Raw genomic sequence first — 23685 nt, 5'->3', positions numbered from 1 at the left:
ATTATTGCTCATGCTTAATTCTTCACCGGGAAAAAGAGGACTGCTATTACAAAGGCGATCACGGAGATGATCAGGCCAAACATAAAGATGTTGTAAGAGGTACGCAGGCGCTTGTACTTGGCACCCAATACCACACCCAGGTGGTAAATGTCCTGTATCATACTACCGTATACGTATTCACTGTCTTTCATCATTTCCTTCATAGCCCAGGTATATTCTTCCAGGGACATTTTATGGAAGTTACCGAAGAAGAGCAGGTTTACTTTCTTGCTGTCTATATCTGCTTTGGTAAAACGTCCTACATTGACGTTAGGACGTGTGGCCAGCACGGCAAAGATGATGGTAATAACCCCTGTTGCCAGGAAAAGGATAGCTGGGATGATCAGGTTGGGATAGTCTTCCAGGCGACGGAACAATACACCCAGGATCACAGATACAATGATAGAGTTCACTGAGATCATGATATTGGCCTTACTGTCTGCCATGGAGCTGAGGCGTATATGGTTGGTAGAAGTGGTCCTGAACATTGTTTCCACTCCCCTGCCCGGTTTAGGTTCTTTTTCTTTCTTTTTATCTTTTTCAGGGGTGGTGAGTTCCGCCTTTTTACTTTCAGTTTTCTCTTTCTTCTCTGCCTTTTCCTCTTTTTCTTCTTTTTTCCCCTCCTGCTTTTCCAGCTTGCTTCTCAGCTTTGTGATATTTTCTTCTTTCTGCGATTGCAGTAAGGCTTTGCAGTATGCTGTATGGAAATGATGTTCTTCCTGGAGACGCAGGGAGCTTCTGTTCCATGCTGCGGCAGGTATTTCGGCGCCGGTGGTCAGCTCCATTTCCTGCCTGAGCAGCTTGGAGCGTTGTTTGAAATCTTTCAGGCCCAGGTGGAAAAGGTCTGCATCACAAACAATCTGCTCCAGCAACGTATGTGGGTTCTGCGGCATCTTGGTTGCCATAATACAGCCGGTCACCTGCTCTTGTACATTTGCAGGAATTTGTTGTATATCCAGGAACTCTCTTGCCAGTTCCGCCCCTTTCTCTTCATGGTATTTAGTTTCGCCCATAAGATAGCCCAGGTCATGAAACCAGCATGCTACATATACTACCAGGAGGTCCTTTTCCTCTAAACGGTAATGCGCTGCAATCTGCTCTGCTGCCGCAACTACCTGTTGGGTATGCTCTAAATTGTGGTATACCAGGTTAGGGTGCGGGTACTCCTGGTACCGGGTGGCAACATATGTCTGTGCTGCTTCAATGATTGTTCCTGTTTGCATAAGCCTTAGTTAAAAAAGCAAAACTGAGATCAGCAAGTTACTGCATTTTTGAGTTAATTTTAGTGCACGGATCCCAGGTAGTGTATCAGGCTGTGTTTCCGCATTTAAAATAACGTCACACTTATGCAAGTAAAGCACATTGCAATGTTCTTCCTGTTTTTGTCCTGTAATACATTTGACCAGGATGACAAACAATATACTTCACCCAAAGGTTATAATCTCGAATCGCCCGAGAAATTCAGGGTCAGGCAGTCCATGCAGGAAATATCCGGTATTGTGCTGGCGCCGGATGAGCATCATATTCTGGCTATCAATGATGAGGAAGGCAAGATCCATTCTATAGATGTCAGTACAAACAAGCCCTATCCCACTTCTAAATTTGATAAAAGCGGTGACTATGAAGACATTGCCACTAACGGAACAGAATGGTTCGTACTAAAGAGTAATGGTACACTGTATCATGTAAATGGAATGTTTACTGACACTGTGGATGCTACCCCCTATAAGCTGGGGCTGCGCGGCAAACGGGAATTTGAGTCTCTTTATTTTGACTCTGCCAGGAACAGCCTTATAGCTGTCTGTAAAAACTGTGAAGAAGATAAACTCCAGGGGTTTACCACGGCCTACCGGTTTGACCTGCCTTCCATGACATATGACAGCTCGCCGGTTTACCGTATCAGGGTGGAAGACATAGCCCGGCTTACCGGTGGAGATGTAGGTCATTTCAAACCATCTGCAGCCGCAATCCATCCAATAGAGAAGCGACTGTACATAGTGGCTGCTGTAAACCGCCTGCTGGTTATTACAGATCTGAACGGCAAAGTGCAGGAAGCATACAATTTAAGACGCAGGCGGTTTGTACAACCTGAAGGGATCTCGTTTGCCCCTAACGGCGATATGTATATTTCCAACGAAACATCAGACGAATCACAGGCAAACATTCTGAAATTTAAGTACCATTGAACCAAGCAACAATGAAGAGCATTTTACCCAGAATAGGACACCTCCTCCCCTTCCTTCTCCTTCCCTTCCTGAGCCAGGCACAGACAGACAGCATTGCAAGAAGGATCATACTGATAGGTGATGCAGGAGAGCTGCACCAGGATGGTCATAACCCGGTAATAGATGCCGTAAAGCAACGCTTTAACCTCCAGGACCCAAGAACTACCGTTCTTTTCCTGGGTGATAACATCTACCCTGCGGGCATGCCCGATGCAGGCGCCCGTAGGTATGACGAAGCCAGACAGATCATAGATTACCAGGTGAACCTGTTACGTAATACTGCCGCACAGGGTATCTTCATTCCCGGTAATCATGACTGGAAGAAGTCAAGGCCCGATGGCTGGCAGACCGTTGTTAACCAGCAACAGTATATTGATTCCCTTCAGCTGCCCAATGTAAGCTTCCTGCCTAAGGACGGCTGTCCCGGGCCTATAGAAGTACCGATAGATCAGAATACCACTCTTATTGTGATGGATACAGAATGGTGGCTGTTCCCTTATCTCAAGCCCGGACCTGAATCTTCCTGCGATTTTAAGACGAAAGAAGATGTGCTGACAGAGCTCAGTGACATTGTAAGCCGTAACCGCAACAAACTGCTGATCTTTGCGTCTCACCATCCCTTCCGCAGTTACAGCATTCACGGTGGCTATTATACGATCAAACAACATATCTTCCCTTTTACCGATCTTAAGAAAGGGCTTTACATACCACTACCCGTACTGGGCTCTATCTATCCGCTTACCCGCGGGGTGTTCGGAACTCCGGAAGATATTCCCAATCCGCATTACCAGGCAATGATCAAAGGAGTGGAAGCCGCATTCAGACCTCATGGCCCCGCCATTTTTGTTTCCGGTCATGACCATACCTTGCAGCTGATCAAAGACCAGCAGAACTATTATGTTATCAGTGGAAGCGGCGCCAAAGAGACAAGGGTAAAAAAAGGCAGCAAGTCGCTTTTTGCCAGCAATGAAAATGGTTACAGCGCGCTGGAAATATCTAATACCGGGCATGTATCTGTACAATACTATACTGTTGGCCATGCAGATGCCCCGGTATATGCGCAGCAACTTTTCAGCATCCAGGACGTAAAATCCAGCGCTATCGAAAATGCTGGTCTGCCAGCCAGCCAGCTGCCGCCAACGGTTACTATGCCGGCCGATTCCCAATATGCCGGTAAGAGTGGTTTTCATTACTGGCTGCTGGGCAGGAACTACCGCAATGTATGGTCTACCCCGCTTAACTTCCCGGTGATGGATATGCAGAAAGAGAAAGGCGGGCTGAAAGTGCTTAAACGTGGCGGAGGCATGCAGACACTCTCCCTGAGACTGGAAGATAAAGAAGGAAATGAATGGGTGATCCGTTCCATGAAGAAATACCCGGATAAAGCAGTGCCGGAAGCGCTGAGAGAAACAGTAGCCAAAGACGTGGTACAGGACCAGATCTCTGCCTCCAACCCTTATGCCCCGCTTGTTGTGGCTTCACTGGCAGAATCTGCAGGGGTACATCATACCAACCCAACATTCATGTATGTGCCGAAAGATACTTCCCTGGGCATCTATTCCAATGTTTATGGGAATGATGTATATCTTTTCGAAGAAAGAGAGCCCGATATCAAAGGGAAAAGTCTTAATACCGTTAAACTGTTAGAACAGCTTCACGGAGATAATGACAATACCGTAAATCAGCCTGAAGTACTGAGAGCACGTTTGCTGGACTGGCTTATTGCTGACTGGGACCGCCATGACGATCAGTGGCGCTGGGGTGTTGAGAAGAATAAAAAGGAAAAGACAAAAAGCTATTATCCTATTCCCCGCGATCGTGACCAGGCATTCTTCATCAACGAAGGCGCTATCCCCCGTATTGCTTCCCGTAAGTGGGCCATGCCTAATATACAGGGCTTCCGTCCGAAGATCCGGTATATACAGGGACAAAACCCAACAGCACAGCCATTTGACCGTTCTTTCATGAATGAGCTGAATGAGCAGCAGTGGAAGGAGATTGCCCATACCTTCGTAACAACGATGACAGATACCGTGCTGGCATCGGCTGTAGAGCGTTTTCCCGATACCATCAAAGCAATGGTAGGAGCGCGTACCTACAATACACTGAAAGCACGCCGTGAGATCCTGGAGGAAGAATCGCTGAAATTCTACCGTTTCATTTCAAAACATGTGGAAATAACCGGCAGTAAGAAACGGGAACTGTTCTCCATTGAACGTTTACCAGAAGGCCGTTTATCCGTTACAGTGAATAAGATAGATAAGCAGGGTGAGATTGAGCAGGTTATTTATAACCGCATCTTTGATCCGAAGGTGACGAAGGAAGTAAGGCTCTTCGGTTTCGGCGGAGGAGACAGGTACATCATAAAAGGAGATAACCGTACTCCTGTACGGATGCGTATTATAGGAGGCAGTGATAAAGACACCTATATAGATAGCTCAGATGTACGCGCCGGCCACCGTATTAAGATCTATGACCTGTCAAACAGCCAGGATACTTTCCTGCTGGGCGGGCATGAAAGGAAGATCATATCGTCCGATCCGGCCAATATACGCTACGAGCGTACGCCATTCAGGTTTATTTATGACAAGCTGATGCCATTGGCTTCAGCAGGATTTAACCAGGATGACGGGCTCTCCCTCGGTTTAGGCTTCCAATACACTACGCAGGGCTTCCGTAAAAGACCGTTTGCCAGCAGGCAAAGCCTTATTGTCGGACATGCACTGGCTACTGAAGCCTGGCAGTTTAAATACCTGGGTGAGTTCACCGATGTAATAGGCAAAACGGACCTTGTCATGTCTGCCAGTGCCAAAGCGCCTAACAATACTATCAACTTCTTTGGTTTTGGTAATGAAACGGTGTTTGACAAGAGTAAAACCATCCGTTATTACCGTACCCGTTTCAGCCTGTTTAATGTGGAACCACTGCTGAGAAGCAAACTGTCGCCGGATGTATCGCTGCTGTATGGTCCTTCATTTACCTATTACAGTCTTGACAAAGACGAGACAGAAGACCGCATCATCACTGATTTTGCACACAACGGCCTGGATTCACTCTCTGTATTTGAATCCAAGTCCTATGCAGGCTTCCGCGTAGCATTGCAGATAGATACAAGGGATAATGAGCTGATGCCTACCCGTGGTATTTTCTGGAATACTTCGGCATTTGCCAACCAGGGACTGAACCAGGATAAACGCCATTACCTGCAGTTGCAGACGGATATGAGTATCTATGCCAGCTTTCATGCACCTACCAACGTAGTATTCGTAACCCGTTTCGGCGGAGGTTTATTACGTGGTGGATATGAATATTTCCAGGCGTTGACATTGGGAGGTATACAGAACCTGCGTGGTTACCGTAACTACCGCTTCTCCGGTAACGGCATGGTATATAACAATACTGAGCTGAGGGTAAAACTGTTTGAGTTCCGTTCATATCTTTTCCCTGCTACTGTTGGCTTGCTGGCGTTCAATGATGTGGGAAGGGTGTGGTATAAAGGAGAAAGTTCCAGTGCCTGGCATGATGGTTATGGCGGAGGGCTCTTCTTTACGCCTATCAATATGTTTGTGCTGACAGCAACAGTAGGACGTTCTGAAGAAGGAGTGTTGCCTTATATTACGTTTGGGTTCAGATTTTAACATCGTTGAGAATTGCTTCTTAAAAAAAACGCTTTTGCCTTCGGCAAAAGCGTTTTTTTTAAGAAGCCTGCGGCGGGTTTATTCCATATTTACTTTCACGCGTAAAGCCCTTAACCCGCTTACTCCCTGAAGGTCTTCAAGATCCAGCATTTCCACGTCAGAAGAAAGTAATCCTTTGTTCTGCAGGAAGGTGATGTATTTCAGGTATTCCTCCATTTCCCTGGCGTATGAGTATACGATAGAAACGGTACCTGGCTGGGTAAGACGTTTACCTGTCTGCCTGATCCTTACCTTATCGATCCTCTTCTTGATGATCTCATAGCGGATGTTGTAAGCGCCTTCCACATCAAAGCGGCGTTCATCCTGTCTGAAGCTGATATCGATCGGATTGCTGTGGATGAGGATCAGCTGAGTGGTTTGCAGCGGTACTTTCAGTTCAGGGATCAGGCTATTGGTCATCCTGGCTATTTCAGCCATAGATGTCAGTTGCCATAACCTGAGATTACGGAGGTACAGGTTATCAAACTTCCTGTCCCGGGAGATAGATTGTCCGATATAAATATTGTACTCTACCCCATCGGTACGGTATTTTTCAAAGTAGCAGGGGAAAGAGTGCTGGATATTATCCTTCTCTTTATCCAGGTACTTATTGATCTCGGAGTTGATTCTGGCGAGGCTGTCTTCATACTCCTGGCGGTGATGCTGAATATGGCCTTCTGTTTTATCTACGAGTGAGAAATAACGTTCCAGTTCCGGCTGCAGGGAAGGATGACTTTCATGCAGGTGACGGAACAGAGGGCCTATTTCTTCATCCAGGTAGTTGTTTGTTTTCAGCTCATCTTCAGACAGCATGCCACTGGTAATACCGGTGATCAGTTCATCGTTTTTAAACTTCAGTTCTTCCAGCAGGGGCAGGTAGATAGTTTTACCTATATGGTCCAGTGTTTCGCCAATAAGCACCAGTTGTTCCCGCAGGTCTTCATGTATAGCATTGCTGCGTTCTGTGGAAGAGTTGCGGATATCTACAGCGCCATAGAGAGGGTATACGTCTTCAAAGGCTATATTGCCGATGTCTTTACGGTCCTTCTTCGGTGTATGGAGATAATGCCATGCGGCATCAGTGAACTTCCATTCTACAGCGGGCTGCAATGCAGTGAACTGTTCTTTTATGACTTCTGTGATGCGGCTGTTCATGATATCGAGGCCACGGCTCAGCAGCATGCTTACCAGTGGGTATGCAGGCATGGCTGCCCCTATTGTTTCTCCTGATACCCTGCCAGGTGTGGAGGAAGCTACTTCCACAATGCCCAGCAGCTGATCTTCATGCCAGACCGGCGCCATTACATAGCTTCTGATACCTTTCAGCAACAGGTACTTCAGGAACGGATAGGCATGTAGTGATGCTTCTGTCACTTCCGGGATCAGCAATGGTTGCCGTTGCTGCATAAGGTATTGTATCAGTTGCTGGAAGAGCTGTTGCTGTTGTTTTTCATTATTGATCACACCCAGCATTACTCCGTTCTCGCACAGATCGCATTCCAATACATAGCGGCCGTTGATCTTTGGAATAGGCACGATATGAACGCTGATATCCTCCTTCTGCATGAGGGATTTCACCTCTTCTTCCATCCTGCGGTAGGTCTGTTGTTCATTACCACGATGCATGTCCAGGATCAGGTTCTTCATACTGTTCTGAACTTCATCTTTGGTAACATCCTGTATGGTCCAGATCACGAAGCCTTCCAGTGAGAATTTGTCCAGTGGCAGCATTTCCTGCAGCATATCCACACAAAATTCCTTTTTGCAGATATGGTCATAAGAGATATCGGGTACTTCTCCTTTTACCTTTACGTCTACAAAGCGCGGGTCGACCTGGATCTTCACATATTTCTTCAGACCGTTGCTATCGGGTAGTGTAATGTGATGAATGATATCGTTGCGATATTCTACCGGGAAGCCGTATACTTTTTCCAGCAGCAGTTTGTACAGCCACTCCAGCTTGTCCTTTTTAACTTTTGCCGGAGAGATGCCTTCCGGCACAGCCATGAGTTTGTCTCCGTTGCCTGTAAAAAGCTTTCGGAACAGATCTGAGTAGTAGAAAATAGCGAATTTATGGGGGACGCCGATCCCATAAATATCCTTGTCCATATCGGTCGTAACCGGGAAGATAGTTGCAATGATCAGGTCTATATATTCCTGATAGGCTGATAGATCGTCCGCCCCGGCTATAGGTCCGAGTAGGGCAGGATTATTTTCGAACTGCTTAACAATCTGCCCGTAGTAAGCTGAGCGGGCGTCTGATTTGTTAGCCGCTTTTTCTTTCAGGAACCTGATGTAGGGCCCGAAAGAGATATGGCTGTCTATCAGCGCCTCCTCTTTCATTACGTCCGAGTTAGCAGATAAAACTTTCATATTCAATTATAAGTAAAAATGACTCATCCTTATTATTTCAGACGAATGGGATTATAAAATATTGTGTGAACAGTATTGCAGGATTAAGCAGAGAAAGTGTGGTTTGGTAGGGCAAAGTTATGTTAAAACTTGTTACCACGAACACAAAAAACTGCCTGATTTGCGTGTAATAATATTCTAATCTGTAAGGTGTTAGTTATTTTTTTATTATGTCAGGTTAGGGAAATTGGTTGTATATCAGTTTAAATTTCTTTTTGATGTAGAATTTGAAAAAAAGGTTTTGCCTTCGGCGAGGGCACTGAAAAAGTCCTTACGTAGGCTCTGAGAATCGTCTATTCGAAAATATTCTCCACCCCCTACCCGAATATTTCTTTAAAGAAAACTACTTTTTCAGTGCCCTCGCCTTCGGCAAAACCTTTTTTTGAGCAGGCCGGTCTGCGGCCGGCTCAAAATTCAAGTAAAAGATTTTTTAGCGCTGCGCGCAGCTTGAAAACTTTAGGGAAGAATTTATAGCTCTATCTGGTTTCTCAGCAGATCTTCGAGTGTATCACGCCTGCGGATAAGCTGTGCTTTACCATCTTTTACCAGTACTTCTGCCGGTTTAAGACGGGAGTTGAAGTTGGATGCCATTTCAAAACCATAGGCGCCTGCATTATAGAATACAAGGTAATCTCCTTCCTTTACTTCATTCAGTTTACGGTCCCATCCGAAGGTATCTGTTTCACAGATATTACCTACTACAGTATAGATCCTTTCGGTGCCTTTTGGGTTTGAGATATTCTTAATAAGGTGGAAGGCGTCATAGAACATAGGTCTGATCAGGTGGTTAAAGCCTGAGTTTACGCCTACAAATACAGTAGCAGTGGTTTGTTTGATCACATTCGCCTTCACTACAAAATAACCACACTGGCTTACCAGGAACTTACCAGGTTCAAACCACACCTGCAGCGGACGGTTATATGTCTGGCTGAATTTGTTGAATGCTTCAGACAGTTTACGTCCCAGGAGATTGATATCGGTTTCAGGATCGCCAGACTGGTAAGCTACTTTAAAACCGCTGCCCAGGTCAATAAATTCAAGATCAGGGAAATGTACGGCCTGTTCAAACATGATATCCACACCGCGCAGGAATACGTCTACATCTTTTATCTCAGAGCCGGTGTGCATGTGCAGCCCTGTTACTTTCAGTTTGGTGCTCTTCACAATGCGTTCAATATGACGCAGTTGGTGAATGGAGATACCGAATTTGCTATCTACGTGGCCGGTGGAGATCTTGTAATTACCTCCAGCCATGATATGCGGGTTCAGGCGGATGCAGATGGGGTAAGAGTCGCCAAAGCGGTTACCAAACTGCTCCAGTATAGAAATGTTATCTATGTTGATGTTCACACCCAGGTCTTTGGCTGCAATGATCTCTTCGAGGTCAACACAGTTGGGAGTGAATATAATGTTCTTTGGTTCAAATCCTGCCCTGAGGCCCAGGTGTACTTCCTGGATGGATACGGTGTCCAGTCCGCAGCCAATGGAATTGATGTACTTCAGGATATTTATATTGGTAAGTGCCTTACAAGCGTAGAAGAAGCGGGCATCCGTTTTATGGAAAGCGCTTTGCAGCTTTTCGTACTGGATCTTTATTTTTTCAGCATGATATATATATACTGGTGTTCCAAATTCTTCAGCCACTTTCACCAGGAAATCTGTGGAGAGAAGATCGCTTTGCTTAGACATTGATTGAGATCGGATTTAAAATCCCGCGAATTTACTACGCAAAATTGGATTTGTATAACGGAATCTGGCCGCCCAGGGCGGCCAGTTATAAAGAAAGTCTTTTGAAGGCGTTTTTTATTCTTCCTCGCCTCCCATAAAATCGTCCAGTTCACGGCGTTCCTTTTTGGTAGGCCTGCCGATCTTGCTGGGGCGTTTACCGGTATGGAAGCTGGCAGCAGTACGCTGGTTGGCCTGCTGGTCTTCTTCCGGAGTAATATCAACATAATATTTAATAGCTTCGGTATACTGTACCCTGTTGGCGAGCAGACCTACTACTTCGATCACCCATTTCCGGGCTTCGGTCCTGATCTCATATTTATCTCCGATCCCTACGGCGCGGGCGGCTTTTACCGAGGTACCGTTCATTTTTACCTTGCCGGCTTCGCAGGCAGCAGACGCCTGGGTACGGGTTTTGAATACCCTGATGGCCCAGAGATATTTATCAAGTCGGAGTTTTTCTGTGTTTTGCATGATAAAGAGAAAATTTAGCCGGCACGTGGCCGGCTAAAAAATTAAGCTGATGTGCGTCCTAATTCCGCAAAGTATTTGTGGAAGTAAGGGATGGTCTCAATTCCCTTATAGAAATTGGCCAGTCCGTACTTTTCGTTAGGTGAGTGCAGGTTATCGCTATCCAGACCAAAGCCCATCAGGATGGTTTTCAGTCCCAGTTCTTTTTCAAACAGTGCTACGATAGGAATACTTCCGCCACCGCGTACGGGGATGGGGGATTTACCGAAGGTAGCCTTGATAGCTTCGCTGGCAGCTTTAAAAGCCACATGATCAGTTGGCGTTACATAAGGGCTGCCGCCATGGTGTGTGGTCACCTTTACTTTTACGTATTTGGGAGCGATCTTTTCAAAATGATTTTTAAAGAGCTCAGAGATCTCGATCCAGTCCTGGTTAGGCACCAGTCTCATAGAGATCTTGGCAAATGCTTTGGAGGGCAGTACTGTTTTGGAACCTTCGCCGGTATAACCACCCCAGATACCGTTCACTTCCAGGGTGGGGCGGATACCGGTACGTTCTATGGTTGAATAGCCTTTCTCACCCCAGAGCTCATCCACGCCCAGGTCTTTTTTGTATTCAGCCTCATCAAAAGGGGCATCGTTCAGGGCCTTGCGTTCTTCTTTGCTAAGGTCCTGTACTTTATCATAAAAACCGGGGATGGTAATGTGGTTATTCTCATCGTGCATGGAAGCGATAAGCTGACAGAGGATGGTAGCCGGGTTAGCGACAGCTCCGCCATATACGCCGCTGTGCAGGTCACGGTTAGGACCGGTCACTTCCACTTCCATATAGGAAAGACCGCGCAGGCCTGTATCCAGTGAAGGGTCCTGGAGGCTTATCATAGAGGTATCTGATATCAGTACTACGTCTGCCTTCAGTTTCTCTTTATTGGCCTTTACAAAGATGCCGAGGTTGGACGAACCTACTTCTTCCTCCCCTTCTATCATGAATTTCAGGTTACAGGGAAGTGTATCTGTTTTGGTCATGATCTCCAGCGCTTTTACGTGCATGTAGAACTGCCCTTTATCGTCCGCGCTGCCGCGGGCATAAATGTTATCTCCTTTGATAACCGGTTCAAACGGACCGCTGTCCCACAGTTCCAGCGGATCTGCCGGTTGAACGTCATAGTGGCCATATACCAGCACTGTAGGCAATGCGGGATTAATGATCTTTTCACCATATACTATTGGGTGTCCGGCGGTAGGACAAACTTCTACATTCTCAGCGCCGGCCTCTTCCAGCCTTTTCTTCACTTCCTCAGCACAGGTTTTCACATCGGCGGCAAAACGGGAATCGGCACTAACCGAAGGAATACGCAGCAGTGACAGCAGCTCTTCCAAAAAACGGTCCTTATTCTTTGCCTGATAGTCTTTCCAAACTTGCATGATCCAGTATATTAAACTTTTAGAAAGGTGCAATTTAAGGGAAAGTCATAAAATAGCGCTTATTAACATCTCATTAACAAGTTTCTTATTCTTTTAATCGAACTTAATAGTTCAAACCGGCACCTTGATTAACCAATTAATATTATCGTATGCAAATCAGCGAGGATACTGTCATGTTATCCGCACTAAAGCAGGATAATAAACTTGAGGCCTACCAATACTTTTTCATGAAATATTATAAACCGTTATGCCTCAAAGCCTGTCAGATGTTAGGAAACCCCGAAAAAGCAAAAGAAACCGTCCAGCAGTTATTCATTGAAGTATGGAAGAAGAAAGCATACCTGAATATCACTCATTCTGCCGGAGGATATTTTTACCAGTTACTGTATGAGCGATGTTTACAGCAACGGGGAGATACAATAAAAGAAAAAGCTATCTGCCCCCCCTGCAAAACGGGCCCCGCAGTTGTTCCTATGGCCTTATACCCCACATTGGCAATAGCGATGGACAGGTAACCGGACATACAAGACAGATACGAAACCAACATTGAAAGAAGACATATCCATAACCCAGACTAATCTTCTCTGATAAGATGAAATACGACCAAGAGTATATATACACATTACTCCTGCGAAAGCAGCTTGGCGATCTAAGTGAAGTGGAAGATAAATTGCTGCAAAAGGTTATCCAGACAGATGAGCAGGTCCGTAAATGCTGGCTGGAGCAGGAGGAAGCGATCCTTTACACTAACAGCGAGTTCCTGAACGATCTCCGTGTGGAGAACGACTGGTACCAGGTAGCCGCTATACTGGCTCCCAGGCCGTTCCATGTAAGGGCCTTCCGGCTTGTAAAACGTCACAGTGCAGCTGCAGCAATACTGGTTGCAATATGTGTTATTGGTGGTGGCCTGTTGTTTTTCAGGAAACAGGTCCAACCTGCATTCCTTCCTTCGAAACCAGCTGTACTGGCTAAACATATTACTACGCCCCGCAGTAACAGGATGCGGGCGCCCCTGCAGGTTGCGGTCCTGCCGGAAACTGTAACCAGTGATGCTTCTCTTACGGTTGCGGAACCTGAACATGACAGCATGATGGTGCAGGCGCCTCCTCCTCCGGGCAGGATCACGCATGACTCCATTTACCAGAGCAGTGCAGTAGAATGGAATACGCTGACCGTACCCCCGCAGACAGATTACAGGATAGAGCTTTCTGATGGTACGGAAGTACATCTCAATGCAAGTTCCACCCTCCGCTTCCCCTTTATATTTCCCGGTAAGACCAGGGAAGTGTACCTGGAAGGAGAGGCTTACTTTACGGTAGCGCATAATCCTTCACAACCGTTCATAGTACATACGGGCACTACTTCAGTGATAGCGCTGGGCACGGCATTCAACGTAAATTCATACGATGCTAACGTGATCACCACTTCACTGGTCACGGGCAGTGTTATAACAGATGTAGGAGACAGCCTGGATGTTACCTTAAAACCCGGTTATGAAGCCATTTACCGGCCGGGAGAACGTTTTAAGGTAAAACGCTTTGACGAAGATGTTACACTTGGCTGGAGAGACGGTATTTACCGTTTCCGTAAAAAGCCGCTTGCTGAACTTGGTCCTGTTATGATGCGCTGGTTTGGCCTGAAGCTGGAATTTGCTTCACCATCCATAGCGCGTCAGACTTTTTCAGGAGAACTGGACAAGGATCAGTCTGTTAAGGTCTTTCTTGAAGAGATCTGTCTTGAAACAGGGCTTGATTACCAGATTTATGATGGGACCGTTCATTTTGCCATTAAAAAACCCTGATGAGATCAGGAGATCAGTTTCTGACGTAACAGGAACTCCAATTTTTCATTGACATCCAGCAATTTAGCTGTCAGCTCCTTGTTTTCTTTGCGCAGGGCATATACTTCGTATGCCTTTTCGATGTTATGCCGCAGTTCTTCATCATTCCAGGGCTTGGAAAAATACTTGTATACCTGTCCTTTGTTGATGGCATCGATCACTGCATTGATGTCCGCATACCCTGTTAATAAAATGCGTATAGGCTCAGGGTATTTGTTAAGGATAGATTCAAAAAATTCGATCCCGGTCATCTTAGGCATTCTCTGATCAGAGATAATGATCTGTATCTCCTGCTGTTCCAATACTTTTTCCGCCTCTTCTGCCGATGAAGCCGTAAACACTGTGTAAAGCCTACGGAACGATGCTTTAAAAGCATTCAGGTTGTGTATCTCATCATCGACATACAGAATATGGATGTGTTGTGCACTCATTGACGCAGACTTAAATTCAAATTAATTAAAAATAAAAGCGTTACAAACGAATGAAAGATGATAGACTCCTGAAAAACAAGAACTTACATGACTCTTTAATCCTAACTCACTTATTTACAAACCGTTCCAAATCAGACTACCGGAAATATGTGACAAAATTATAGAGAAACACACATTCAGCTATTCTTTTTTTCGACAACGATAACATCTTGGCTGTGAAAGTAAAATAACGGTGTTTTATCGTTAATTGAACACCTTGCAGATTAAAAAAAACCCGTTATGTTTGCCTCTGCTATTCAGACTAAAACTTAAAATCTTTATTCAAATGAAAAAAAGTACAGTAGTAATTATTGTTATCCTCGCCGTTATTCTTGTATTTGGAGGTTGCGGTGTATCCAAATATAACTCTATCGTACAACTTGAAGAAGGCGTGAAAGGTAAATGGGGCGCTGTTCAAAGCCAGTACCAGCGCAGAAGTGATCTTATTCCCAACCTTGTTGCTACCGTTAAAGGCGCAGCTAACTTTGAAAAAGAAACGCTGACACAAGTGATAGAAGCGCGTGCAAAAGCTACGCAGATCACGGTGAACCCTGACGATCTCACCCCTGAGAAAGTACAACAGTTCCAGCAGGCGCAGGGCCAGCTGAGCGCAGCGCTGGGAAGATTACTGGCTGTTTCAGAAAGCTATCCTGAACTGAAAGCCAACCAGAACTTCCTGGACCTGCAGGCACAGATAGAAGGTACTGAAAACCGTATAACCGTTGCCCGTAATGATTTCAACACTTCTGTTCAGGGATATAACAGCTCTATCCGCACCTTCCCTAACAATATCATTGCCGGTTTCGGTGGTTTTGCTCCTAAAGGATATTTTGAAGCAGATCAGGCTGCAAAAGATGCTCCCAAGGTTCAGTTCTAAAAAAATCTGCTTTTATGAGCATATTCCCGTTCAAAAAAAAGGAACTCCTGACGGAGGCTGAAAAAGAACGCCTGGTACAGGTTATACGTAATGCCGAAAGAATGACAAGTGGAGAGATACGGCTATACGTAGAAAGTCATTGCAAATATGTAGACCCTAAGGACAGGGCACAGGAAATCTTCCTTCAGCTGGGAATGGAGAAAACCCGCTTAAGAAATGGTGTGCTGCTTTACATCGCATTAAAGGACAGGCAATATGCAATACTGGGTGACAGCGGCATCCATGAAAAAGTAGGTACCTCTTTCTGGGAAAAGGAAGCGGCCCTGATGATCAGCTATTTTACCCGCAATGATATTATTGGCGGTATTGAAGCGTGTATCACTGAAATAGGAGAAACGCTCTGCGGCCACTTTCCTTTTGAAGGGGGCGATGAAAACGAATTACCCGATGATATTGTGATCGGTAGATAAAAAATTAAACACAATGAGGAAAGTTTGCTGGTTATGGCTGGTTTTATTGATAATTACCGGATGGCAGGTAAAGGCCCAGGACATTCCTCCCAGGCCCAACCCGCCAAGACTGGTAAATGACCTGGCGGGTATATTGTTAGGAAACGAGGCAGAGACGCTGGAAAGCAAACTTGTAGCCTATAACGATAGTACCTCTACGCAGATCGCTATCGTAACAATACCTACAGCCGGCGACTATGACATTGCCGAAGTTGCATTGAAGATCCTGCGTACCTGGGGCATAGGCACTAAAGAAAAGAACAATGGCGTGCTTATTCTCGTAGCTGTACAGGACCGGAAAATACGTATAGAAACAGGCACTGGTATGGAAGGCGTATTGCCGGATGCAATAGCCAACCGTATCATTGACCAGATCATCAAACCCAATTTCCGTGAGCAGCACTACTACCAGGGATTAGATGAAGCGGTAGACAAGATCATAGCGGCAGCGGCCGGCGAGTATAAAGACACCTCACCCCGCAGGGGAGGCAGATCTACCGGCAATGCCGGCGGGCTCTTTGTCCTTGCGATCATCATCTTCATTGTTATCATCATCCTGAGAAACCGTGGCGGCGGTGGTACCGGTGGTACTACTATCAGCAGGCGCGGCTGGGGTGGCTGGATAGGACCGGTTGGCGGACTGGGTGGCCTTGGCGGCTTTGGCGGAGGTAGCTCCGGCGGAGACAGCTGGGGTGGCGGCGGAGGAGGCTTCGGCGGGTTTGGCGGAGGTTCCGGTAGTGGTGGCGGAGCCAGTGGCAACTGGTAAGAAAAGAATGTTTTTAAAGAGAAGCTTTTGCCCGTAGGCGAAAGCTTCTCTTTTTTAGTTCAACCATTATCATCATGCAGCGGGAACCAGACATTAACGCGGGTCCCTGCCGGCTGCCCATCTTCATCATACAGATCTTCAATATCAAACGTAGCATTCATATTAAACCGGCGGTTGTACAACGCCAGCCTGTCACGCGTGATCTGTAAACCACGGGAATGATGCTCCTCTCCTCCCCGTTGTGCAGCGGCTCTCTCTCTTCCCATTCCATTATCCTCTATCACACAAAGCACGCTATCCTCCCGTTTGTGAAACCTGATATCTACCCTTCCTTTTTCTTTCTTATGCAGTAAGCCATGCCAGATGGCATTTTCCAGGAATGGCTGTAACACCATAGTAGGAATGTCTGTAAAATCAGGATCAATATCCGGATCAACAGTAATACTGTAACTAAACTGATCGGCAAAACGAAGCTTTTCCAGCTCAAGGTAATTCTCCAGCATTCTCAGCTCCTTGGATACAGGAATGCTGTTCAGCTGTGAATTGTCCAGTACATTCCTTATCAGGCGGGCAAAACGGCTCAGGTAAGACAGGGCCTGTTCTGTTTCCCGTTTCATCATGAACGTCTGTATGGAATTAAGTGCATTGAAAATAAAATGAGGGTTCATCTGTGCACGCAGGGCCTTCATTTCCAGCTGGGCTATCTGCTGTTGTATGGCTGTTCTTCTGCGGGCTTCCTGCTTAATGGCATTCACCCGCAATTTAAAATAGACATAAATCAGCACTGCTATCAGCAGGATACATAATGCCCTGAACCAGTTTGTTTGCCAGAAGGCAGGCATGATATTGACAGACAACGAAGTAACATGAGACGAAAAGGTACCGGCCTTATTTACACTACGTACCCTGAATACATAAGTGCCAGGAGGCAGATTGGTATACCTTGCTACCAGCACTCCTTCTGCTTTCACCCATTCTTCATCCACTCCTTCCAGCTGGAACAGGTAGTCCAGTGTTTCATGCTGGTATTGCAGGCTTTTAAATTCAATATTGATAAAATTCTGCCGGTGTGATAATACCACCGGTGTATATCCTTCCTGCGTCAGTCCCAGCTGCACGGTAGTATCCATTGCCCTGAAATTGATGATCGTTACATCCGGCGGAGGAGGCGCTACCCTGAGATGAGCAGGATCAAACACTACAAAATGATCTGAGGCGCCTACCATCAGGCAGCCATTCCGCAAAGGAGATATGGTCCGTCTTACCTTCCGGGTATTGTCAATGATATCGACTGACTGTACAAATGTTTCCAGGCTTCCCCTGCTACGGTTAAACCTGTAAAAGCCATATTGGGTGGTGAACCACAGCCCTTCACGCCCGTTCTTCTGCATGTTGAGCACCCATTCATCAAACAGCGCGCCATTGATCTTTAATGGTTGCGCCTTCCCGCTCCTGGTGTTGTATAACCACAATCCATGATCAGTACCGGCAGCCAGTGTGGTATCATCCAGGAAATCAAGACAGGTAATATTACTGATGGTGAGTTTATCGATATGAAAGATCCCCGGCAGGGAAAGCTGCCTGGAGAAAACATTGAATCTTATCAGGCCGGCATCGCTGGTGGCCAGCCATAACAGGGAATCGTACTGGGGAGCAATATCCATGACCGTCGCTGCACGTTTTACAAACTGCAGCAGTTCGGGGTAAGCATAGAACTGATTTTTCCTTGCATTCCAACGAACAATGCCCTTCTTATACAAACCTATCCAGACGGAAGTATCACTTAATGGCAGCATGGTCATCAGGGTTTGTTCGCCAAACAGGGGTGAGTGATGGTGGGCGGTGAACTTTCCTTGCTGCGGATCAAATACCGACAACCAGCCATTCTCCTGTCCTATCAGTACCTGGCCTCCAGGCATTTCTGCAAAGCTCCAGACCAGGCTCCGCTCCTCTTTCAGCTGATGAGCAGGATCATTCTGTCCATATGTGAACTGTTGCTTCAGCTCCAGTCCCGGCTGCAGCCAGCTGAATCCTTTTCCCCAGTAACCGGCATAAATATTTCCATTGCTATCCTGGAAAAGACCGGTCACCTCTGTACGCGGTAAATGTGTGGTAGTATTATGGAAGCGGGTACGGTGGTCCATGATCCTGAAAGAAGGGTCCTGCAGCCCGAGTATATTTACCCCCCTGTCAGTCCCTATCCAGAGCCGGCCGTCACGGTCGTTCAGAAAACAGTTCACCTCAAAATCATAATGGAGGCTTTTATCGTCCGTGTTATCGGCCTTTATATTAGCAGTGAATTTGCCTGTGCTGTCATTATACTGGTAAACACCTCCCAGTTCTGTTGATATCCAGACATGCTGTTCTGCGTCGGAAATGATATCTGTCACCATATTTTCCTGGGGGCTCTTATTACCCGCCATTCCGTATAAGGGGAAAACAAATTTCTTCAGGGCATTGGCTGTGGGGTCATACCTATACAATGTATCTCCGCCGCGGGAGGCTACCCATATACGGTGGCCGGCATCTATATAGAACCGCTTTACACTGCTGCGAATGGTCAGTAGTGGATGGCTGAAAGGATTATTATCTGCATGATAGAGCTTTTTCCGGCCAGGGTCAAGCATATAGATGCCATTCCTCCCGCTGATCCAGAGGTTTCCGGCAGCATCTTCAATAAGAGTACTATATAATAGTTTGCGGAGAGATTCGGGGATACCGGGAGGTTTGATAAAGCTTTTCCTGTCTTCGTCGAACTGCAGCAGGCCTTCCTGGGTAGTGGCCCATATTGTCCCGGCATGGTCTTCAATGATACGGCTGCAATGGAGAGAGCCCTGCAATACCGGCTGTATATCAATTTTCAGCACGGTAACGGCCGATCTGGCGGGATCGTAATAACGGATATTGTCCGGCGCTCCCATCCAGATCCGTCCTTTTCTATCTTCACAAAGGCAGATATCATCATAGTAAATAGAACCGGGAACTTTGTCGAAACTGGCAATGGTAACAAGGTTACTGCCGTCATAACGCTGAAGGGCCGTACTGGCTATCCATATGAATCCTTTACTGTCCTGTAGAATAGCAGAGACATGATTGCTGGCAAGGCCGTTTTCCCGGTCCAGGTGTGCAAAGCTGTAAGAGTTGGGTGGTTCCTGGGCATTCACCGGCGGGCAATACATCATCAGCCATAATAACATGGCATGGACATATAAGCCGACAGAAAAATGCCTTTTCATATTGGGGCCGAAAGGATTATATAGTTTTGTGACCTCCACCGATAGCTGCACGGTATTTCTCTTCGTCAAATGCGTTCTCGCTTTTTGCCATCACAATGGTGGCTACTCCATTACCTATGATATTGGTGATGGCTCTTGCTTCAGACATAAAACGGTCCACTCCTATCAGTATTGCCAGTCCTTCTATAGGAATCACCTTAATAACGGATAATGTAGATGCCAGTACAATAAAACCACTGCCGGTAATGCCTGCCGCACCTTTGGAAGTGATCATCAGTATACCTATGATAGTTATTTCCTGCAATAAGGTGAGGTTTACGTTGAACACCTGCGTCAGGAATATTACAGCCATAGACAGGTATATGCTGGTACCATCCAGGTTGAATGAATATCCTGTGGGCACTACCAGGCCTACTACCTGCCTGGCGCATCCCAGCTGCTCCAGTCGTTCCATCAGTCCCGGCAGTGCCGATTCGGAAGAAGACGTACCCAGTACTATCAGTATTTCATTCTTTATAAATTTAAGGTATTGCCACAAACTAAAACGGTACATCCTGGCAATTGTTCCTAATACTACCACTATAAAGAAGAACATGGTGAGGTATACACATCCCATCAGCTTGATCATGGGCGTAAGTGATTTTAACCCGTATGTACCCACTGTAAAGGCCATTCCACCGAAAGCCCCCAGCGGCGCCAGTTTCATGATAAGCTTCAGAACGTTGAAGAAAACTTCAGATATTCTTTCAAATGTGAGCAGGAGTGCGGGGCCACTTTCTTTCATTTTGGTGATGCCATAACCGAACAGTATCGCAAAGATGAGCACCTGGAGAATATCTCCTTTGGCAAAGGATTCTACGGCATTGGAAGGGACGATGTGCATCAGGAATTCTGTCCAGCTGAAGCCTTCGGCCGCTTTCTCGATCTTTGCAACGGCAGAAGTATCTGTATTGGTGAAGGCTATGCCTTTGCCTGGCTGCAGGAGATTGGCTACTATCAGGCCTATTGTAATGGCCAGTGTGGTGACTATTTCAAAGTACAGCAAGGCTTTGCCTCCTACCCTGCCTACCTTCTTCATATCTCCCATGCGGGCTATTCCCAGTACTATTGTCAGGAAAATAATGGGAGCTATCAGCATTTTTATGAGGTTGATGAAGATCTTACTCATCATTTCACCGGTTGGCGCTATAGCCGGGAATAGTGCTCCTGCCAGAATTCCCAGGCAGATGGCTACTATCACCTGGAAGTATAGATGCTTATATAATTGACCCATGCATTCAAGATACTAAAAAATAATTTCCGGCCGGCCGGCCTTCCTTTTAAAAAGAAAGCCTTCACCATATGGTGAAGGCTTTCCTGTAGCCGGAGGTTCCGGCCTGAATATTTACATTATGCTTTTACAGCAGAGATACCTGGCAGGTCTTTTCCTTCAAAGAACTCCAGCATAGCGCCACCACCGGTAGATACATAACTAACTTTTTCAGACAGTCCGAACTGGTTTACAGCAGCAACGGAGTCACCACCACCTACCAGGGAGAAAGCACCTTTGGAAGTAGCCAGTACAATAGCGTCTGCCACAGCTTTGGTACCATTCTGGAAAGCTTTCATTTCAAATACGCCCATGGGACCATTCCACAGGATCGTTTTTGACTGGCTGATAGTTTCGCTGAACAGGGCAACTGATTTTTCTCCTATATCCAGTCCCATCCAACCGGCAGGGATGTTGTCATTGCTTACTACCTGGGTGTTGGCATCTGCAGCAAATTTATCTGCGGCTACAGAGTCAACAGGCAGGATGAGCTGTACACCTTTAGTTTTGGCTTTAGCCAGCAGTTCCAGTGCCAGTTCCAGTTTATCGTTCTCAACAAGTGAGTTACCGATCTCTTTACCCTGTGCTTTCAGGAAAGTATAAGCCATACCGCCACCGATGATGATGTTGTTGGCTTTTTCCATCAGGTTTTCGATGATCAGTATCTTGTCGCTCACTTTAGCACCACCCAGGATAGCGGTGAACGGTTTTTCAGCGCCGTTCAGCACTTTCTCGGCGTTGCCTACTTCAGCTTCCATCAGCAGACCGAACATGCGTTTGTCTGCAGGATAGAACTGAGCAATAACAGCTGTGGAAGCGTGTGCACGGTGTGCAGTACCAAAGGCGTCATTTACGTATACGTCGCCCAGTTTGGACAGTTTTTCTGCAAATGTCTTATCTCCTTTCTCTTCTTCTTTGTGGAAACGCAGGTTTTCCAGCAGCAGTACTTCTCCGCCGTTCAGGTTAGCAGCAGCCTGCTCAGCTACGGGGCCAATACAGTCTTCCGCAAATTTCACGGTAACGCCGTCCAGCAGTTTCACCAGGTGGTATACGAGGTGTTTGAGAGAGTATTTTTCTGTAGGACCATCTTTCGGACGTCCGAGGTGAGACATCAGGATAACGCTTCCGCCATCTTTCAGGATCTTCTTAATGGTAGGCACTGCCGCTGTCATACGGGTATCGTCAGTGATTTCATATTTATCATTCAGAGGCACGTTGAAATCTACACGCACAACTGCTTTTTTGCCGCTGAAATTATAGTTGGAGAATTGGCTCATTGGTGAATATTTTAGGATAATAAAATGTAAATGGTGAACAGTGAATGGTGTCTTATGTCACCATTTACCATTCACCACTTATCAACTTATAATATTATAAGAGTAGCTGCCAGCTTATTTGCTGATCAGTTCTGCAAAGTACTTAACGGTACGTACCAGCTGAGATACGTAGCTCATTTCGTTATCGTACCAGGATACGGTTTTCACCAGTTGTTTGTCGCCTACAGTCATTACTTTAGTCTGTGTAGCGTCAAACAGGGAACCGAAGTGGATACCAACGATGTCGCTGCTCACGATCTCGTCTGTAGTGTAACCGAAAGATTCGTTAGCGGCAGCTTTCATAGCAGCGTTAATTTCTTCTGCAGTTACTTTCTTTTTCAGGATGGTGCTCAGTTCTGTCAGGGAACCGGTGATAGTTGGTACGCGCTGAGCGTTACCGTCCAGTTTACCTTTCAGGTTAGGCAGTACCAGGCCGATAGCTTTTGCAGCACCGGTGCTGTTAGGCACGATGTTAGCAGCAGCGGCGCGTGCACGGCGGAGGTCGCCTTTAGGATGAGGAGCGTCCAGGGTGTTCTGGTCGTTGGTGTAGGCGTGGATGGTAGTCATCAGACCCATTTCGATACCGAAGGTATCGTCCAGTACTTTCGCCATTGGCGCCAGACAGTTAGTGGTGCAGGAAGCGCAGGAAATGATGGTTTCGCTGCCGTCCAGGATATCATGGTTTACGTTGAAAACAACTGTTTTCAGATCGCCGGTAGCAGGAGCAGAGATAACAACTCTCTTAGCACCAGCAGTCAGGTGAGCTGCTGCTTTATCTTTGTCTGTGAAGAACCCTGTAGATTCGATTACCACGTCAATACCGTGATCCTTCCAGGGAATTTGCGATGGGTCTCTCTGTGCGTATATTTTCACTTCATTTCCGTCGACGGAGATGGCGTTATCAGAATGCTTAACATCTGCGTCAAAACGACCCTGGGCAGAATCGTATTTCAGCAGGTGAGCCAATACAGCGGGACTTGTAAGGTCATTAATAGCTACCACGTCTATTCCTGGCATCTTGTAGATCTGACGGTACACTAAACGGCCAATGCGACCGAAACCATTAATACCGATTTTAAGAGTAGTTCCCATTTTACACTGAGTTTGTTGAGATTGAAAAAAATTGAGTAGCGAATTTACAAGCAATACAGGGATAAAGCAATATAAATTTAAGTTAAGCAAGTTTTTTTTGTAAATATGGAAATACCGATTACCTTTGCAGTCCTAAAATATGGATCGCGCCATAGATTTAGAAGCCGCGTTGGTCAATCGGCTAAGACGCCTCCCTTTCACGGAGGAATGACGGGTTCGACTCCCGTACGCGGTACCAATAAAAAGCCACTTACAAGTGGCTTTTTTTGTGCTCCTATGAAGCTGAGGCAGCTCGGT

General features: G+C 46.3%; 17 protein-coding genes and 1 tRNA gene. 8 read left to right on the top strand and 10 right to left on the bottom strand.

Annotation, left to right across the window (positions count from 1 at the left end; translation table 11 throughout):
* Nucleotides 1-14 precede the first annotated feature (14 nt).
* Nucleotides 15-1262, bottom strand: a complete 1248-nt coding sequence (locus GO493_RS29140; protein WP_157309772.1) for a Pycsar system effector family protein — start codon at nt 1260-1262, stop codon at nt 15-17.
* Between the two features lie 123 nt (nt 1263-1385).
* On the opposite strand from GO493_RS29140, the gene GO493_RS29135 reads away from it, so the two are divergent.
* The gene (locus GO493_RS29135) at nt 1386-2225 is read left to right on the top strand and encodes an SdiA-regulated domain-containing protein (protein WP_157309771.1); all 840 of its coding nucleotides are present in this window, start codon (nt 1386-1388) and stop codon (nt 2223-2225) included.
* 11 nt (nt 2226-2236) lie between these two features.
* The gene (locus tag GO493_RS29130) at nt 2237-5902 is read left to right on the top strand and encodes a BamA/TamA family outer membrane protein (RefSeq protein WP_157309770.1); all 3666 of its coding nucleotides are present in this window, start codon (nt 2237-2239) and stop codon (nt 5900-5902) included.
* 78 nt (nt 5903-5980) lie between these two features.
* Here GO493_RS29130 and GO493_RS29125 read toward each other — a convergent pair whose 3' ends face one another.
* From GO493_RS29125 to GO493_RS29110, 4 genes are all read right to left on the bottom strand, one after another.
* Nucleotides 5981-8314 (bottom strand): GAF domain-containing protein, encoded by a 2334-nt coding sequence (locus GO493_RS29125; protein WP_157309769.1) that lies wholly within the window; start codon nt 8312-8314, stop codon nt 5981-5983.
* Between the two features lie 507 nt (nt 8315-8821).
* Nucleotides 8822-10042, bottom strand: coding sequence for a diaminopimelate decarboxylase (gene lysA / locus GO493_RS29120; RefSeq protein WP_157309768.1), 1221 nt, complete (start codon nt 10040-10042; stop codon nt 8822-8824).
* A 114-nt stretch (nt 10043-10156) separates the two neighbouring features.
* Nucleotides 10157-10552, bottom strand: coding sequence for an RNA-binding S4 domain-containing protein (locus GO493_RS29115; protein WP_157309767.1), 396 nt, complete (start codon nt 10550-10552; stop codon nt 10157-10159).
* A gap of 41 nt (nt 10553-10593) precedes the next feature.
* Nucleotides 10594-11973 carry a dipeptidase gene (locus tag GO493_RS29110; RefSeq protein ID WP_157309766.1) on the bottom strand — a complete coding sequence of 460 codons (1380 nt, stop codon included), beginning with the start codon at nt 11971-11973 and terminating at the stop codon, nt 10594-10596.
* A 266-nt stretch (nt 11974-12239) separates the two neighbouring features.
* Between GO493_RS29110 and GO493_RS29105 the strand changes: the two genes are divergently transcribed.
* A complete protein-coding gene (locus GO493_RS29105) occupies nt 12240-12488 on the top strand; it encodes a sigma-70 family RNA polymerase sigma factor (protein ID WP_157309765.1) in 249 nt (82 codons plus the stop codon).
* A 77-nt stretch (nt 12489-12565) separates the two neighbouring features.
* Nucleotides 12566-13774, top strand: a complete 1209-nt coding sequence (locus tag GO493_RS29100) for a FecR family protein (RefSeq protein WP_157309764.1) — start codon at nt 12566-12568, stop codon at nt 13772-13774.
* Nucleotides 13775-13779: 5 nt separating this feature from the next.
* On the opposite strand, the gene GO493_RS29095 is transcribed toward GO493_RS29100, so the two are convergent.
* Nucleotides 13780-14244 carry a response regulator gene (locus GO493_RS29095; protein WP_157309763.1) on the bottom strand — a complete coding sequence of 155 codons (465 nt, stop codon included), beginning with the start codon at nt 14242-14244 and terminating at the stop codon, nt 13780-13782.
* A 325-nt stretch (nt 14245-14569) separates the two neighbouring features.
* Between GO493_RS29095 and GO493_RS29090 the strand changes: the two genes are divergently transcribed.
* The 3 genes from GO493_RS29090 to GO493_RS29080 are packed head-to-tail and all read left to right on the top strand — an operon-like array spanning nt 14570 to nt 16435.
* Nucleotides 14570-15160, top strand: a complete 591-nt coding sequence (locus GO493_RS29090) for a LemA family protein (protein WP_157309762.1) — start codon at nt 14570-14572, stop codon at nt 15158-15160.
* A 14-nt stretch (nt 15161-15174) separates the two neighbouring features.
* Nucleotides 15175-15630, top strand: coding sequence for a TPM domain-containing protein (locus tag GO493_RS29085; RefSeq protein ID WP_157309761.1), 456 nt, complete (start codon nt 15175-15177; stop codon nt 15628-15630).
* Between the two features lie 13 nt (nt 15631-15643).
* The gene (locus tag GO493_RS29080; RefSeq protein ID WP_157309760.1) at nt 15644-16435 is read left to right on the top strand and encodes a TPM domain-containing protein; all 792 of its coding nucleotides are present in this window, start codon (nt 15644-15646) and stop codon (nt 16433-16435) included.
* Between the two features lie 59 nt (nt 16436-16494).
* Here the strand turns inward: GO493_RS29080 and GO493_RS29075 are convergent, their stop codons facing one another.
* From GO493_RS29075 to gap, 4 genes are all read right to left on the bottom strand, one after another.
* On the bottom strand, nt 16495-19671 hold the full coding sequence (locus tag GO493_RS29075) for a sensor histidine kinase (protein ID WP_157309759.1): 3177 nt from the start codon (nt 19669-19671) through the stop codon (nt 16495-16497).
* Between the two features lie 16 nt (nt 19672-19687).
* A complete protein-coding gene (gene dctA / locus GO493_RS29070; RefSeq protein ID WP_157309758.1) occupies nt 19688-20944 on the bottom strand; it encodes a C4-dicarboxylate transporter DctA in 1257 nt (418 codons plus the stop codon).
* 116 nt (nt 20945-21060) lie between these two features.
* Nucleotides 21061-22257, bottom strand: a complete 1197-nt coding sequence (locus tag GO493_RS29065) for a phosphoglycerate kinase (protein WP_157309757.1) — start codon at nt 22255-22257, stop codon at nt 21061-21063.
* 114 nt (nt 22258-22371) lie between these two features.
* Entirely contained in the window at nt 22372-23388 is a 1017-nt protein-coding gene (gene gap, locus GO493_RS29060; protein ID WP_157309756.1) for a type I glyceraldehyde-3-phosphate dehydrogenase, read from the bottom strand.
* 163 nt (nt 23389-23551) lie between these two features.
* On the opposite strand from gap, the gene GO493_RS29055 reads away from it, so the two are divergent.
* Nucleotides 23552-23626: transfer RNA gene (locus GO493_RS29055), tRNA-Glu, on the top strand.
* The last annotated feature ends 59 nt before the right edge of the window (nt 23627-23685 follow it).

The sequence above is a fragment of the Chitinophaga tropicalis genome (assembly GCF_009758205.1).
In the GTDB taxonomy this organism is placed as follows: Bacteria; Bacteroidota; Bacteroidia; order Chitinophagales; family Chitinophagaceae; genus Chitinophaga; species Chitinophaga tropicalis.
This window is presented reverse-complemented; position numbering and strand designations above follow the sequence as displayed.

Bases quoted from the DNA above. Each gene is read 5' to 3' on its own strand.
- GO493_RS29125 (WP_157309769.1), bottom strand. From the start codon at position 8,314: ATGAAAGTTTTATCTGCTAACTCGGACGTAATGAAAGAGGAGGCGCTG.
- GO493_RS29130 (WP_157309770.1), top strand. From the start codon at position 2,237: ATGAAGAGCATTTTACCCAGAATAGGACACCTCCTCCCCTTCCTTCTC.
- gap (WP_157309756.1), bottom strand. From the start codon at position 23,388: ATGGGAACTACTCTTAAAATCGGTATTAATGGTTTCGGTCGCATTGGC.
- GO493_RS29090 (WP_157309762.1), top strand. From the start codon at position 14,570: ATGAAAAAAAGTACAGTAGTAATTATTGTTATCCTCGCCGTTATTCTT.
- lysA (WP_157309768.1), bottom strand. From the start codon at position 10,042: ATGTCTAAGCAAAGCGATCTTCTCTCCACAGATTTCCTGGTGAAAGTG.
- GO493_RS29105 (WP_157309765.1), top strand. From the start codon at position 12,240: ATGTTAGGAAACCCCGAAAAAGCAAAAGAAACCGTCCAGCAGTTATTC.
- GO493_RS29085 (WP_157309761.1), top strand. From the start codon at position 15,175: ATGAGCATATTCCCGTTCAAAAAAAAGGAACTCCTGACGGAGGCTGAA.
- dctA (WP_157309758.1), bottom strand. From the start codon at position 20,944: ATGGGTCAATTATATAAGCATCTATACTTCCAGGTGATAGTAGCCATC.
- GO493_RS29075 (WP_157309759.1), bottom strand. From the start codon at position 19,671: ATGAAAAGGCATTTTTCTGTCGGCTTATATGTCCATGCCATGTTATTA.
- GO493_RS29080 (WP_157309760.1), top strand. From the start codon at position 15,644: ATGAGGAAAGTTTGCTGGTTATGGCTGGTTTTATTGATAATTACCGGA.
- GO493_RS29110 (WP_157309766.1), bottom strand. From the start codon at position 11,973: ATGCAAGTTTGGAAAGACTATCAGGCAAAGAATAAGGACCGTTTTTTG.
- GO493_RS29095 (WP_157309763.1), bottom strand. From the start codon at position 14,244: ATGAGTGCACAACACATCCATATTCTGTATGTCGATGATGAGATACAC.
- GO493_RS29115 (WP_157309767.1), bottom strand. From the start codon at position 10,552: ATGCAAAACACAGAAAAACTCCGACTTGATAAATATCTCTGGGCCATC.
- GO493_RS29135 (WP_157309771.1), top strand. From the start codon at position 1,386: ATGCAAGTAAAGCACATTGCAATGTTCTTCCTGTTTTTGTCCTGTAAT.
- GO493_RS29140 (WP_157309772.1), bottom strand. From the start codon at position 1,262: ATGCAAACAGGAACAATCATTGAAGCAGCACAGACATATGTTGCCACC.
- GO493_RS29100 (WP_157309764.1), top strand. From the start codon at position 12,566: ATGAAATACGACCAAGAGTATATATACACATTACTCCTGCGAAAGCAG.
- GO493_RS29065 (WP_157309757.1), bottom strand. From the start codon at position 22,257: ATGAGCCAATTCTCCAACTATAATTTCAGCGGCAAAAAAGCAGTTGTG.